Annotated in this window: 14 protein-coding genes; all 14 read right to left on the bottom strand. The window is 38.0% G+C overall.

Annotated elements, in window-relative coordinates; genetic code table 11:
* Positions 1–231: 231 nt before the first annotated feature.
* The 14 genes from G3569_RS05125 to G3569_RS05190 all read right to left on the bottom strand — a co-directional run bounded on the left by G3569_RS05125 (position 232) and on the right by G3569_RS05190 (position 15,164).
* Positions 232–540: a 6-bladed beta-propeller gene (locus tag G3569_RS05125; RefSeq protein ID WP_165266754.1), complete on the bottom strand. Its 309-nt coding sequence runs from the start codon at positions 538–540 to the stop codon at positions 232–234.
* 146 nt (positions 541–686) lie between these two features.
* Positions 687–1,910 carry a 6-bladed beta-propeller gene (locus G3569_RS05130; protein WP_165266756.1) on the bottom strand — a complete coding sequence of 408 codons (1,224 nt, stop codon included), beginning with the start codon at positions 1,908–1,910 and terminating at the stop codon, positions 687–689.
* Between the two features lie 391 nt (positions 1,911–2,301).
* Positions 2,302–2,709 (bottom strand): helix-turn-helix transcriptional regulator, encoded by a 408-nt coding sequence (locus G3569_RS05135; RefSeq protein WP_165266758.1) that lies wholly within the window; start codon positions 2,707–2,709, stop codon positions 2,302–2,304.
* A 182-nt stretch (positions 2,710–2,891) separates the two neighbouring features.
* Complete coding sequence (locus G3569_RS05140; RefSeq protein WP_165266760.1) at positions 2,892–4,166, bottom strand: 6-bladed beta-propeller; 1,275 nt, start codon at positions 4,164–4,166, stop codon at positions 2,892–2,894.
* Between the two features lie 335 nt (positions 4,167–4,501).
* On the bottom strand, positions 4,502–5,344 hold the full coding sequence (locus G3569_RS05145) for a thioredoxin domain-containing protein (protein ID WP_165266762.1): 843 nt from the start codon (positions 5,342–5,344) through the stop codon (positions 4,502–4,504).
* Between the two features lie 3 nt (positions 5,345–5,347).
* Positions 5,348–6,121: a hypothetical protein gene (locus G3569_RS05150; RefSeq protein ID WP_165266764.1), complete on the bottom strand. Its 774-nt coding sequence runs from the start codon at positions 6,119–6,121 to the stop codon at positions 5,348–5,350.
* Positions 6,122–6,965: 844 nt separating this feature from the next.
* The gene (locus G3569_RS05155) at positions 6,966–7,973 is read right to left on the bottom strand and encodes a hypothetical protein (protein ID WP_165266766.1); all 1,008 of its coding nucleotides are present in this window, start codon (positions 7,971–7,973) and stop codon (positions 6,966–6,968) included.
* A gap of 431 nt (positions 7,974–8,404) precedes the next feature.
* A complete protein-coding gene (locus G3569_RS05160) occupies positions 8,405–8,812 on the bottom strand; it encodes a helix-turn-helix domain-containing protein (RefSeq protein WP_165266768.1) in 408 nt (135 codons plus the stop codon).
* A gap of 284 nt (positions 8,813–9,096) precedes the next feature.
* On the bottom strand, positions 9,097–10,239 hold the full coding sequence (locus tag G3569_RS05165) for a 6-bladed beta-propeller (RefSeq protein WP_205720042.1): 1,143 nt from the start codon (positions 10,237–10,239) through the stop codon (positions 9,097–9,099).
* Positions 10,240–10,264: 25 nt separating this feature from the next.
* Positions 10,265–11,314 (bottom strand): 6-bladed beta-propeller, encoded by a 1,050-nt coding sequence (locus tag G3569_RS05170; protein WP_165266772.1) that lies wholly within the window; start codon positions 11,312–11,314, stop codon positions 10,265–10,267.
* A 130-nt stretch (positions 11,315–11,444) separates the two neighbouring features.
* Positions 11,445–12,572, bottom strand: a complete 1,128-nt coding sequence (locus G3569_RS05175) for an efflux RND transporter periplasmic adaptor subunit (RefSeq protein WP_165266774.1) — start codon at positions 12,570–12,572, stop codon at positions 11,445–11,447.
* 244 nt (positions 12,573–12,816) lie between these two features.
* Positions 12,817–13,320 (bottom strand): hypothetical protein, encoded by a 504-nt coding sequence (locus G3569_RS05180; RefSeq protein WP_165266776.1) that lies wholly within the window; start codon positions 13,318–13,320, stop codon positions 12,817–12,819.
* Positions 13,321–13,355: 35 nt separating this feature from the next.
* Positions 13,356–13,916, bottom strand: a complete 561-nt coding sequence (locus tag G3569_RS05185) for a hypothetical protein (RefSeq protein WP_165266778.1) — start codon at positions 13,914–13,916, stop codon at positions 13,356–13,358.
* A gap of 48 nt (positions 13,917–13,964) precedes the next feature.
* Complete coding sequence (locus tag G3569_RS05190; protein WP_165266780.1) at positions 13,965–15,164, bottom strand: hypothetical protein; 1,200 nt, start codon at positions 15,162–15,164, stop codon at positions 13,965–13,967.
* Positions 15,165–15,189: the final 25 nt, after the last annotated feature.

Here is a 15,189-nt window from a genome sequence, read left to right on the forward strand (position 1 = left end):
TCACCGGGATAAATATTTGATAATAAAATCTGACCGTTTTTTGCTACTAAAGGCTGATTATTAATTTTTTTGGCGCGAGGAGTCAAAGGGGTAGGAGCCGGGGGAGGTAAGGCCTGGGGATCTCCCTTTCCATAGTTCATTGATCCCGCTAACTCACCATCAAATGTAAATCGCATAATACGATACTGAATCGGATCAACAACATACAGGTAATTATTCGCTAGAAATATGTTACTCACTTCTAAAAAACTCTCCGGGACCGCGTCCCCGTTGGCCATATGTATTGACAATATCACCATTACTGTCAAATTCAAATACCGTTGATTCAGCAGTATCATAGACAAATAGATGTGAATTACAATCGTTGTACCGTATAATTTGTGGATTCGATAACTTTTGATCTTCATACGAGATGAAGGTACGATACTCTTCAAGTGCTACTACTTTTGCAGTATCATGAGTTGGTGCTTGACTAAAATCAATGAACAGGAAGGAAACGAAAATGGAGACCCAAACTACACTATTTATATTATTTGTCAAGATATTCGACCTTGAAAGAGTGAATTTTAAACTTGAAATAGAAATCATTATTGATCAGGGAGATAACATATTACCTATTCGACCGGTGTAGGACCATATCATCCTGACACCGAATTTCCTTAGGTAAGATATAGCCCTCGTATTATTTAGTTCATTTGAATTCGATATTTCACAATTCTTTGTTGCCCCATTTCCTCATCAGTCACACAAACGTAGGCATATCCATTTTTTACTGTTTTAATAGAACGGCTTTTCGGCCATCGAAACTTTGCAATCAATTCGCCGGTATTTTCCATCACCCGCCATTCTCGCATACCATCTTCTGGTATAATTGTAGATACCCACAGCCGGTTCCTATCATCAACAACTATAGAATGGATGGCCGGCCAGGTTTTCGGCAATTCCGCGTGCTCAACCAACCCGCGGTTCCAGTCGTCTTTATCCACTGTGCCAAGAAGTTCTTCCCGCTTTATTGGCCTCTTTTGAAATGGATAATAAATAGCTCGCTGGTAGTTGCCATCCGGTCCATAGACCTTGATTAAAAAATCATCGGTCCATGTGGTGTAGATATGATTGTCGTCCGAGATCCTAATCACCGTTCTACCGAGAAAAGGTAACGGTCTAAAATTAGACAAATGGCGGTCTTCGACACGTGTAGTCAGAATCTCCCTTGATTTCTTTACTTCAAAAACCTCATCAGAAGTAATATTACTTTCCTTGTCCATGAAATAGTATTTTTTTGGACGATCTTTGTCCAGATTAGAATTCGGACTCCCAGCCCTTGCATCCATCCTCTGTTTCCTGAATCCTGCTAGATAGGTCCCGTTGTTTCGGATTAAGAGCCTCCATCTGAGCCATCCGTTTATTTCATCAAACTCGTCTTGATTAACCGAGGATTTAACAGAATTTGACTCAATAACTTTCAATGAATCAAGGGAATAAACTGTCGTCCGAAATCCCCTAAAATCAAACACATACAGACTACTTGAACCAATTTGGGTATTTGTTATACTTTGAAACTCACCTGGACCTGAACCTTTCCTCCCCAGACTTTTGAGGTAATTTCCCGCCGGATCAAACACATGAATTTTTGTAGCATCGTTGTCAGCAATAAACACTCTCCCGGACGTATCTACTTCAATACTTTCCAGCCAGCTATAAAATGAAACAGTATCATCGTGCCACTTTAGTGAATATTTATCGGGAGCTTCAAAAGTCGCTTCCCGAACCAGATCGACAGAAGCGGTTGGGGGCATATCCCCTGAATATACAACCAAATTCTCTGTTCCTTTAATATGCTTAGGGATATCCTCTTTTTGAGCGGTACATCCAACTAAAACAAACAATATCCAGATTAGTAAATTTTTCATAAAATAATATAGATATAACACAAGCTTGAAGGGCTATCCTCCAAACTTGTGTTAAAGATTATTTTTTAAATTAAAAACCAACTACTCTTTGTCACACATGCATGTTCCCCAAGAACAACCTGTTGGCGGGCTCCCCCCTTCATAGTCATAGCAATTGCACCCCCAATCAGAACAACAATAACAATTGGGCTCCATAGCACCTGCCTTTACATTTTTCATTTCATTTCGACTAAGTGTTTTTGCAAATGACATAATTAGTCACCTTGTATTTAATTAAAAATTTATTGTTGCTGCTATCACAGCTGATAGTACGATATTAAAGTTGCCAGTCACATGATTGAGATCTCTCCTGAAATACCTCCTGAATTTTATACTGAGAAATGTTGGGATTTTATGCCACCTCTTTGGCATCTTTACGCCAATCGGAAGGTCCCATATCCATTTCTCGCTTGAACGCTTTACAAAATGCAGAAAGAGAATTAAAACCTACGGTTAACGCCACACGAGTTACAGGAAGATCCATTTCTCGTAATATTCTCTTTGCCGCCTTTATGCGATGATGCAGAATATATTCCTTAGGATAATATCCCACATGCCGGGCAAAACAAGCAGAGAAAATTTTCTTTTTTATATGACATTTCTCTTTAAGCCATGAAACACTTAACGACGCATCAAACAAGTTTTCATGGATACAACTGACCACAATTTGAATATTCTCTGGCCAATCGATATCTGGGGGTGATAATTCATCTAAATAGTTTTTTGACAACACTAAAATTCCCTCTTGTTGTTGATCCATAAATGTTTTTTTCCTGATGCTATTTCGACTAGTCAAATGTTCAAGAGTATAAACCCAAGCAAATATTACATTAGAAAATGCTAATGCTACTGATATTAAGTAAATAGTCGCTCGTTTTTAAAATTTCAGAAAATAACAAAAGCTATCTGCTTTTCTGTTCTCCTATTCAGCTCTGGGGGTTCTCAATGTATTTGAATTTTATACTTCACAATCTGGCCTACTCCCCTCTCATCCTCTTCTTGGGTATAGAGATAGCCGTTTTTAACTGTTTTAATAGGTTTTTGTCGTGGCCATTCAAATTTGGTGATCACTTCACCTGATTTCTCTAATATCCACCACTCATAAATCTCCATATCCTCCACTATAGTAGCTACCCAAAGCCGGTCTTTGTCATCAAAGAACATTGTGTGCAATGCGGGCCATTGATTAGGCAGACTTTCAGCTTCACGGATCATTTTCAAACCTATTTTGCCCGGCCCTAAACCTGACAAATCTTTTTTTTCATAATATTCTAACAGTTCCTCTGCAGTCACCGATACATTATCAAAAGGATATTCAATAGATCGTTGATATTCCCCTTCTGAGTTTAGTATATCGATTTTAAACTCCATGGAACGAGCTGTATATAATTCACCTTTTTCAGTAACGGTAAAAAGTGATTTTTCAAAAAATGAAAACGAACGTATCGCCCAATAAGGAGTGGGAACATTTTTAACATGGTATGTCAAATACCTTTTGCCTTTTTGTTGTAGTACAGGTCCATCTATAACAGAACCAGTACTGTCCAACACAAAATACCGAATGTACTTTGTAGAATCTAAATATACAGATGGTGACTTTCGATATGAAACTAAGAACTTTCCACTTTGTTTGGGATATATTTTATTGGGGGAATAGCCCTCCAGTTTTATATAGTCATCCCTATTCGATGGTATTAGTTTTAACGTTTGATCAAATGATAGTTCTTTATTTAAGTTAAAAACTTGTGCACGGGAGGGATAATAATTGCCAGCACCACTATAATCTGTAACATATAACTTATTCAAATATATGCATACTGTAGTGTTTGGTGTTATAGCTGCAAATTCTGCCGGTCCATTACCTTCCCTACCCAGTGAAGTGTAATAGCTCCCATCAGTATTAAATACGTGAACAGTGGTCTGATCCATATCAGCAATATATACTCTATTCTTATCATCTACGGTAAAGTCTGCAATATCGCCTACAAGGATTTCATTAGTAGTACCGTAGCTCTGCATTCGTTTAATACTCATCTCTTTAAAAGAGGAATCTGGGGTACTTTCTTTTTTTTGTAAGGCAGCAGAATCAACAGCTTGGGTTAATTCTCGATGATAGTTATTGACTTCTCGATCTTTTTTTTTGGAAAAACTCAAAAAAGTAATAAAAAATATTATAACAGTGAATAATCTCATATTAATATATTTATTGGGCCCCATTCGCATGAGGCCCTATCCAAAATAAAGTTGACCTTTCTCAATGTACACATCTGCCGGGAGCCGGTCCAGGAGAACCAGCTTCGCCAGGTCCACACATTCGATAAAGTGCAGTGACACAATCTTCTCCGTCAACAAAACCTTGACAGGTTGAATTTTGACAACCATCACAACGTACATGCATTCTTCCCGCTTTAACATTTTTCATTTCATCTCGACTTAGCGTTTTCATAAATGACATAAATAGTCACCGTTTGTTTTTTATTATGAATTATTGATAAGCCTGTTTCGACCATAAAAATTTAGCCGGCCAAGGCACAAGCAGCCTCTCTGCTCCCTCAAGCAAGTTCTTTTGATCCGTTTTTATTTTCAGCCATTCGTCGGGTTTTCAATAGGTCGGCAACCCCCGGCACCAGGGCTATAAGATCATCGGATCGATAGTTCCCGGGCATCTTGAAACCATTAATAATAAAAGTGGGCGTCGCCGATATTTCTTGCTCTGCAATCCAGGCGTAGTGCTGTTCCTCTATATTTGACAAATCACTATCTGTTGATTCTTGCAACTTATAGTTCTCTCGAAACCAATCAGGATCCATCTCTTCATACCAATCGGCAATTAGCGTCTGGGTACGGCGTTGTTCATCTCCCGTTCCCTGAATATGCTGTTGCCAGTAGCGAATCAAATAGGTACTTGCCGACAGTTCACCGATGGTATTATCCCTCCCTCTTGTAAACCGAATAGTGAACGAAATTTGGGACGGATAAATACTTAACAGTTGTTGGATATTGCTAAAGGCCATTCGGCAGGGATTACAGTGCAGATTAGCCACCACCAAAATACGTAGTGGAGCCTCAGGGTTACCTAATGTTATCTCATTGGAAAAAGGAGAAATATCAAACTGTTCTCCCGAACGTAAAAAATGGACAAATACCTCCGGGTCTGACTTTACCCGATTTGCTTTTATTAACTCTTGGCTGACTTTTTGAGCATCATTAAAATTGATTTTCAGCAATAGTATGGCAGAAGTTACAAAAACAAATATTACGGCTGATATCAGTATTGCGATCGGCTGTATCCCGCCAAACATCTGCATCTCGTACATTGTAGCAACAACTCCTGCTTGCACGATCAATACTGCATCCACCGCTAAACATAAACGACACCATGTCTTTGCTTTCACTTTCTAATAGTATAATGAATAGCCAATGACCGGGAGCGTGGCTATAGCGGCTCCTCCAAATAGCCACATAAATGAGGCCGGACTCCCCAAAAGGGGTATACATAATCCCATTATTAATAATTGAGATATGAAGTAACTTGCAGTAGCGTCAGCAAAGCTAAAACTGCCAAATAGGTTGGCCTCTTCGGCATTTAAGATACGATCACAATTGGTCCCTTTTCGGGCATTACAAAACGTCTCCACCGGTTCATAGGTAACGCCCAGATCTTTAGCTACTAGCAGATAACCGATAATACTCCCCGCCATGGCCGTTGCAAACAGGGAAAGGTATAGCCAGCTCAACCCTTGAATAACCGGAAGGGCAATAAGACCTACCAGAGCAGCTCCCAAAACAACAGCTATTCTACCCTGTTTTTTTTCACTGGCTAACTGTTCATTGTGTTCAGTATCCACAATAGTATCAGTAGATTCAGCCTTTAATACTACCCCATCCCAGTGTTCCAAATCTATTTCGTCTGTTTCCAGGTCACTTTTTCGTTCGACAACTACAAACTTTCCCCCGCCTTCATCAAGGTGTAGTACACAGGGGAACGGCAGATCCTGTAAATGCTTCTTTTCAACCTGTCCCACTTCATAATCAACGCCCAACCTGTCCAGCACATCCGCCACGCTTAATAGAGATGGATAATCGGGATGTTCAAGAATGGCCTGTTTGCAATAGTTTTTGGATATCGGGATATCCAAGCTCTCTAAATAATCACTTATTACCTGTTCCATAACATATTTCCAGTATTAAATGTAGGTTCTCTTTTATAAATCAGTATTTATTTTTCAGAAACTGTTATTTACAAAAGAGAATTCTTTCATGCTTGAGATATCTCCTGAAATACCTCCTGAATTTTATACTGATAAATGTCACAGTTTTATGTCACTTCTTTGATCATCTCTCCATAGAATAGTATTTAGTTATCTTGCAAAAAACAGAGTATAAAATAGCCTTACAAATTTGGAAAAAAGATTTCATCGCATAGTCTTACAAATGGTGAACGAATTAATCCCCCTCTTCAAATACCCATATTCCATTGAGTACTTATTGTGATATATATTGGAAAAGAAAAAATGAAACTCAATATAAAATCAGTTCCATTTTAAAATAAAGAGGAAGCCTTTAAACTCCCCCCTCTCATATACATGTTGTGTATTATTCACGAATACATTCACATGGCACTATGTTTCTTTGTTTGGGCGGACATGATGATTCAGAATCATAAAAATCTGAACATTCCGTACAATTAACATCTGCATATTCACAACATTTATTACAACCAGCAGGACTAAAACCAGCCTTTATATTTTTCATTTCATCTCGACTTAGTGTTTTCATGAATGACATAATTAGTCACCTTTTGTTTAGTTAATAATTATTATTGTTGGTAATGCAGCTGATAGCAGCATAACAAGGCTGGCAGACACATGCTTGAGATGTGTCCTGAGATTTCTCCTGAATTTTGTACAGTGAAATGAGTTAAAGCCATCTCATTTTCTTGGCCGCCATACTAGTCAAAACTGATACAATACAGTGGTATTGACAATAATTGATGTATCATTGCCCATATCCGAATTACATTAGAATGCTATTCTTATACAATGTTAATATATATTTTCCTTGTGTAATTGATATCCCATATATGTGATTTTCATCAGAACTTAGTGCAATTGTTTTAGGCTTAAGCCCCTTTAACGACCTAATATACTTCCCGGTCAATTCCTCATAAACATCCACTATATTATTCGGCTCGTTATCAAAACCATAAGAGATAGCTAAAATATGTTTACCAGAAATATCAAAATCCACTGTCGAAAACTGAGCACCGGGAGCATACCCTAACATTGTCTCTCCTTTACTCTTGAGATAATTAGCCTCCGTATTGAAATTATCGATTATAGCAACCGAGTATACCAATTCACCTTCGGAAGAATACTTTTTTAAAAGAGGTTCAGAATAACCCGCATAGTATAGATTACTATTTTGGATCTCAATGATCCCTTCGTATAGCATTGGATTATGCTCAGAGGGTACATTTTCAAAATGATGAACCGTTCCGTTGTTAACATTAACCAAGTTAAATATATACTTCATCCCAACCATTGGACTAAAGAGAACATAGGAGTTGCTATTTACTATCCTAATTTGGTGAGGCATCAATTTTTTAAACGTATGTTCTTCAATAAATTCACCGGGCGGTTTATACGTTAAAACTTTATTTTGCCTTTCATCTAAAACAACCAATAGTGAATCTACTACGTCAAAGCTTTGTAACTGTAATATTTCTTGTGGTCCTTTTCCTTTAGCAATGTGAAAGGTTTTGTAATCAGAAAAATTGTCTTTTGTAATAGCCACAATTTTCTTCTCACCACTAATAAATAACTGGCTAGTATTTTGCCGTATATTTCTCACATCATAGAGTTGAAACTTTGATAAGTTCAGACTATCTACAGCTGCTAAGGTGCCTTTTACTATTCGGCTTTCAATATTCTGCGAGCTCTTATTCGTAAATTTTTTCTTCTCCTTTTTGCATGAAAGAAATAGGAAAAAGATACAGAAGAAAAGCTTAAATATATCTGACATAGCTAATAAGATTATTCAAAAAATAATGCGATAAGCGTTTCCCACTTATCGCATTATAAATTCAAATTCATAGTTTAATATTATTTATAGCACCTAGTATATGATCCATCTCTTGTATCCATGATCATGCCACAATATCTTCCATCACCATCGGCACTACATCCTTCCCCAAGACAATCCGCACAACCACTACAATCACCTCCGGGTGCTATATAACCAGCTTTTACATTTTTCATTTCATCTCGACTTAGCGTTTTAGCAAATGACATAAATAGTCACCTTTTGTTTAGTTAAGAATTATTATTGCTGCTAATGCAGCTGATAATACCATAACAAAGCTGGCGGACACATGCTTGAGATATGTACTGAGATATGTACTGAGATATGTACTGAGATACCTCCTTAACTTTGCACTGATAAATGTCAGCGGTTTATGCTACTTCTTCGACCTCTTCACGCCAATCGGAAGGCCCCATATCCATTTCTCGCTTGAATGCTTTACAAAATGCTGATAGAGAATTAAAGCCCACAGCCAGGGCTACTCGTGTGACCGGAAGATCAATGTCGCGCAATGTTCTCTTTGCCGCCTTTATACGATGATGCAGAATATATTCTTTAGGATAGAACCCAACATACTGGGCAAAACGAGCTGAAAAGACCTTGTGGTTTATATCACATTTGTCTTTTAACCATGATACGTTTAACGATGCATCAAATAAATTTTTATGAATACAACTGACCGCAATTTGAACATTCTCCGGCCAATTGGAATCTGCAGGTGATAAATCATTTAAATAATTTTTTACCAACATTAAAATACCCTCTTGTTGTTGATTCAAAAATATATTTTTCCTGATGTTATTTCGACTAGTTTAGTATTCAAGAGTGTAGTCCTACTCAATTGTTACATTAGAAAATGCTAATGCTAATGATATATTAGCCCATTAACCGTTTTAAAATGATAACGGCTTTCTCCTTGGGGAACGTGCTCCCCGGAAAACTAAAAAAGTAGCTGAAGCCCCAATACAAAAATCGCTCTTGGTCTCATAAAAATTATACTTATTGATCAGATATACTTTGTAGTTGCTATTTCCCCATTCTCTGAATTAAATGTCTCCAATTCTCACAGTCCATCGATCTCATAGCTTATAATCCGCGGAGACATATCTGAGTTGAAAATTCCATAAGCACTCTCCTCATTAATACTATACAGTTCAACCTCTTTCGGCAATATAAATTCCCAACGGGGGTTCCCTTTGCTGTCAAATCCCTGCCATGTTTGTTGGGGATTTCCCGGATCAAATCGCTTAACCCATCCCCGGCCTTTATCATCAACTAACAGCCTCTTAAAAGCTGGCCAGTGCGAAGGGGTACCTACTTTTTGGACCGCTTTCTTAAAATTCTTAGGAAGATCCCGGGCCACGCTGTCAAGGTCAGCTGCCGTAAAAGGAAGCCCAACACTCCCCGCTCCTACCTCGCCCCTTCTTTTGCCGTCCCGGCTATACCTTTTTAGGTGCAAACTATCACTTTTGCCTGTATATAACTGCCCTTTCGAATTTGCTGCAACATAGAACTCAGAGTAAATAGAAGTTATAAAGATGGATACTTTGCCAGGTTCAAAATATACTAATCTCCGTGCGGTGGGATAGGGAGCGGGGAACTGCAGCAGACTTTTATCCACAAATGCTCCGGTAGCATCGAGCTTGGATATAGTAATTTGATGAGGAACCTCATCTTCTTTGGGAGCTCTGAAATAGGCATCAACAAATACAGCCAGTATCTGTCCATTAGCCAGTGGAAATATAGTTCTGGGACTCCCAATTTTTGCGCCATTTACTTCGACATCGGGCAATTTTATCGTACGTATAAATTCAGCCGTCGTAACATTAAACAGTTCAATACGACGCGCTCGCTGCTGTAGTACATATAATGTATCCGCTTGGATGCGAATGTTGGGTTTCAAGTCAGTAAATTCTCCCGGGCCTTTTCCCTCTCGTCCTATGGCATTCAAATAAGTGCCATCATCAGAAAACCGGTGTATCTTCTGCTGTTCGGTATCTGCGGCATAAATATTTCCGCTATTATCTGTGGCCAACCCAGAGAACTCACCAATCAGTGCTTCTTCTGTTGTTATCGGAATACTCAAATTTTTGGTCAACAACAAAGGATGAAGAGCACTTTCATCAGGTGCCTTTTCTTCGGATGAACAGCCTAATATAAGGCCCGCACTCAATAGCAAAAGAAATAAATATTTTAGCAGTTCCATAAGTAGTTTATCAGGATGGTTGATACTAATTAGCTTTATAATCAAACGCTTTCACATAACTGGTTTCACTATCTAGCATATAGAGTCTGTCTCTGGTCAGTTCTACATCCCGAACCGATAACGGCAACTCAATAGAATAACGATACTGCCCGGTATCCAAATGATAGACATCTATAAATGATGTCGGAAGTGCGTCACTCTCTTTTGCGAAACGTTGTAAAATAAGGAGGAGGTTATCCTCTGTTGACAACGCCCTGGAATACACTTTTACCGTTGGTGGTTTTGTAATATTCATATTTCCTGACTTTTCTTTCACCGGTTTTTGAAAAGGAATGCGGTCAACAGTACGAACTACTTTTGTCTGTTCTCCCTCTTTGTTAAAATAGTACAGATAGCTGGCATAGGAGGGCGAAAAGACAAAACCGGTATCAGAAATGGTCTCAATGTTACCTGAAACAGATAGTCCGTTTTGGGTCTGGCTCTCTATGAACTGACCAAATTGATGCTGAATATTACCTTGAAGATCAGTACTGGAAAACAGTTTTTCTTCCATACTTCGCTCGATGACAAAACGATTACCCAATGTGGCAAAACGATATGGATGAGATTTAACTTTATGCGAAGTAATGAAACTGGATGATTTCTTATCAAAGAACATCAGCTCCATCTTTCGGCTATCGAGTACATATATGGAATCTCCGCGCTGATCAAAATCCATCAATTGTTGAAATTCTCCCGGCCCACGTCCCTCTTTACCATAACTTCCTATATACTTTCCATCCCTTGTAAACTTTTTGAGGCGCATATCTCCAAAATCAGACACGTATAACTGGTTACCAAACACTTCAATGCTCATACCTCTAAGCAGGGAATCACGCACTTCATCATGAAGCGAAATCTCTTCACCAATAGCCCCTTTTTTCCACTTCCGTTGCTCGGGCGTCAATATTTCCCCCTTTTCGTTTTTTGTGATTTCCGTCCCCTTAGATCCATCCTCTTTTTCATTACACGATGTTAATGAAAGTGTTACAAAAATAGCTGTAAGCAGTAAAGCAGTTGAAATTCTGAAGTTCATAGTTTCACTTTATTAATTCATTATTGGCAAGTATAATACTCAACAAACCAGATGGGCTAAATAATAATACTATTTAAATAGTACAAAAAAAATTTCATCCTCTCCAAGTCAACCGCAAAAAAATGTAGTACTATTCGGGAGTTTGTAACCGTGGCTTGACAATCTGTAAATGAGACAAAGCGAAATGACGGTCTACGGCAATGGTATCTCCGGGGGCTACTTGCTCGTGATTAATAATAGCCCACTGGCTATTCAGGGCTTCCGGTTCCACATATACCCAGTGCACTTCATCATTTTCGGGTTTGAGTTTAAACAGCAACGTTCGCCCGCCGTCTCGTGAAAGGATAGCTGAGCGCGGCACGCGTACCTTCCCTTCCTGCTTAAGCACTTGTATGCGCCCCTCTACCGTCATACCAGGTGACAAAATCCCGTCCCGGTTTTCGGCTTCGACAATGATTGTACCGGTTTTTGTTTTAGTATCTACGACAGGATCTACTGCCATTACAGTTCCTTTAAGCTGCTCTGCTCCCGGGCCACTGAGCTTAACCTCCATACCGGACTCTATTTTACTCAGTTCCGATTCCAATACATCAAAACGCAGGCGAACCGTGCGATCATCGACCAACTCGCCCACCTTGGTACCCGCGTTCACATAGGTTCCGTTGGCCAGGCGCCTATCGGTAGAAAGTGTGCCTGTAAAAGGTGCTTTGAGTACCGTATAAGACAGGTCCAGTTTGGCTTGTTCCAGCTCCAGCTCTGCCTTTGCCAGGCCGGTGGTAATACGTACCATCTGTTTGCCGGCATCTTTTTTATGATCACCGTTGGTACCACTGTTATTACCGTTGGTACGCATATTCATCTCAATACGATACTTGTGAAGGGCCTCTTCGTAGGTATTCTGGGCCTGTTGCACTGCCATTTTTGCCTCGCGTCGGTCAAACACTAACAGCGTATCTCCTTTTTGCACGCTCCGTCCCTCGGTAATATAAGATCGTTCTACATAGCCGCTGATCTTGGGCTTTAGCTCTACCGATTGATTGGCCTCTACCACCCCCTGGCTTTCAATATGTTGGTAGATCGGCTTGCTATCGGCGATGGCAAAAATAACTTCAGGCCGTACCTCGGCCGATTCCTGCTCTTCTTCGGACAATGGGTTTTTATCTTCCTCTTCTCCGTTTTTACAACCGCTGAGAATAATTCCGATACAGAGAATACTGAAAAAAAGGTTCCGGTATATATTTTTGGACGTACTGTGCATGATGAAGTTTTTGTATGCTAAAAATAAAAAATGAATCCCTTGGTTGACAAACATCCCTTGTAATATATCCCGGATTAAAAGAACGCCGTTTGTATACCTCTGGGATAGTCTTTTAGGTACAATGCTATCTAAATAGTATTGGCAATGTATCGATATGGAAGGAATGGCGCAAATGGAAAAGCTTTAATCGGAATTTGTAAAACAAGTGTTTGATGACTTTACACTTCTCATAATTTTAATCAAATCACTGTTCATTTTTCTGTGTAATCACCAAAAGTATATTTTCCCCGGATATCCCTAATAAAATTTTATATCTGTTTTCTTCTTCTCTATGTATCCATCTTTTCATCTCAATATCCTTCGGTGGTATCACCAATGGATCATCTACTTGAACAGTATCTCCTGACTCAAACTGTTCAACTAGTTGAGTTGTAAGTTTATTCATTAATTTTTTACTGTTTTTTTGTTTAGTAAGAAAATTCGCCCTCCTTAAATCTTTTTTTATGATGAGACCTGCCAAAGGGTGATCATCCCAAATATCAGAGTCCCCCTGAAAGGGGTAGATATTTCTCGGTGTCTTATCACCCCACAAATCTGAGTTTGAGACATCGAAAACCTTTTTAAGAGAGGTAACTTCAAGATCTCCAAAACTATATTGTGCATACCCCTTGCTATTCACAGTAAAAACAATCACTGTTAACGTTAGCAAAAAAGCGGCAAATTTGTTTATTATGCTAGACAAATCCATAGTGATTTTATTACGTATTAATAACAATTTATCTGTTATAGACTATTATTAAACATTTCTTGAATTTCTTTATTTTTTGACTTTTTACTAAGCCTATGTAAAAACCTAATATCTTGAATACCAACTGAACGATGAAGCAAATCTTCTTTCCTCGTTATAGAGGCGTCAGTTGAAGATTTTTTATATTTTGTCTTTGTAATTACAATTTGTGGCGTAGCTGCTTCTCCTTGGATAACATCCCATACATAGTGACTTATACCTAAATTATACCAACTGGCCCCTGCGATAATTTCATCATAAGGTTTAGTCTTTTGAAGATACTTTGTACCCACCTCCGCATGTATATCTTTTGAAATACCAGTGGTGAGAAATTTCAGATCATTTTTGTTTGCTAACTTTTTAAAATATTCTTTTAACTCTATAACCATGTTATGAGTTTCTTCGCTATTTGAATAAACACAAGAAGAAGACCCAATAAACACAAATCTTAAAAAGTTTCCTCCCTCCATTGATTGGATATTTGTTTCAGTAGAAATATTCTCAGGAGTTTCATAGATAAACTGAAATCCAATTATGAATAGTAATACAGCAATCATAATTTCATATTTTTTTCAAAAAAATATTTTCCCTTTTCCATTTTAACCTCAAAAATTAAACCACTTTAGTCTTCCACCGGTACTTCTAATAACTCCTTGTTTGGTAACTATCAAACTACCGTATGTCTCTTTTTTATTAAAATGTCGGCTCCCCAGATATTTAGCTTTAGTTTCATTTAGACCTATCAAATAAAAATCTAATTGCCGATCCCAAGCAAATACAGAACTAATTACCTCACTATCTCTTTTGGTTTCAACTTTGAGCAAGGCTAAATCTTTGGTTAGTAAAGTAATATCTTTCATTATGCTATGATTACTCAATACAATCCTCAAACGTCCCTCTTTAGGCCAGTACTTCTGTTTACCTAGGATGAAATTCTTAAATTTATAAGATCTAACAAGTTCTAATTCATCATTAAATATATAGATATAGGGTAATCGGCTGTAAGATAAAATATATAAGCCATATTGATTACTATATTTAATAATCCCCTCTGTAAAGGGTCTTTTCAACATCCAATGATTATTTGTCTTATACCTTTTACCAAAACTGAAAACCTTTTTCCTATCATTATAAACATGTAGTGACGGTTCATTTTTATCACCAGTACTTTTTAAGTTTGAACCAGAAGTTTGATTAGTTGGGGTACCACCCAAAACAACAAAGGAACTGTCAGTTTTAGCTAGTGAATAGATAATTTGTTTATTCAACTTTGTTTCTTTCTTGAAAAAACAAGGCGTACTTTCACAGTAAAAAGTTGATATCCTATCCGAGGACATGGCAATATATACCATATCATCTTTGATCGTTAAGTCGTTAGCATTTGATAACCCTCCCGGTCCTCTTCCAAACTCTGCAATATGATACAGAGAATCTTGCCTGAAATTATATTCAAAAAGTTCTTGGTTCTCAGTATCCAGTAATATCAATCGATTTTCATCTAATCCTTCAAGAACCAAATCTCCGTAACTATTTGTTTTTATGGGTATTTTTTGTGTTGCATAACTTGAAGGGTTATTAAGTATACCCTTGATCTTTTTTATCATTTTATTACGTGACAAATCAAAGGACGATTTAGTGGTGTCAACAATGAAATGTCGATAATCCAAATATGGAATCCGTTCTTCAATAGGATGAAGCTCAAGTTTTCTATTAGATTCGTTTTCTTTATTTGAACAACCTCCTACTTGTAACAGTATGCATATTAATGCTAGGTTTAATAAAGATAAGCGACAACAAAAACTCATACATCAATAATTAAATTAAAATAAA

This window comes from Fodinibius halophilus, from assembly GCF_011059105.1.
GTDB lineage: Bacteria > Bacteroidota > Rhodothermia > Balneolales > Balneolaceae > Fodinibius > Fodinibius halophilus.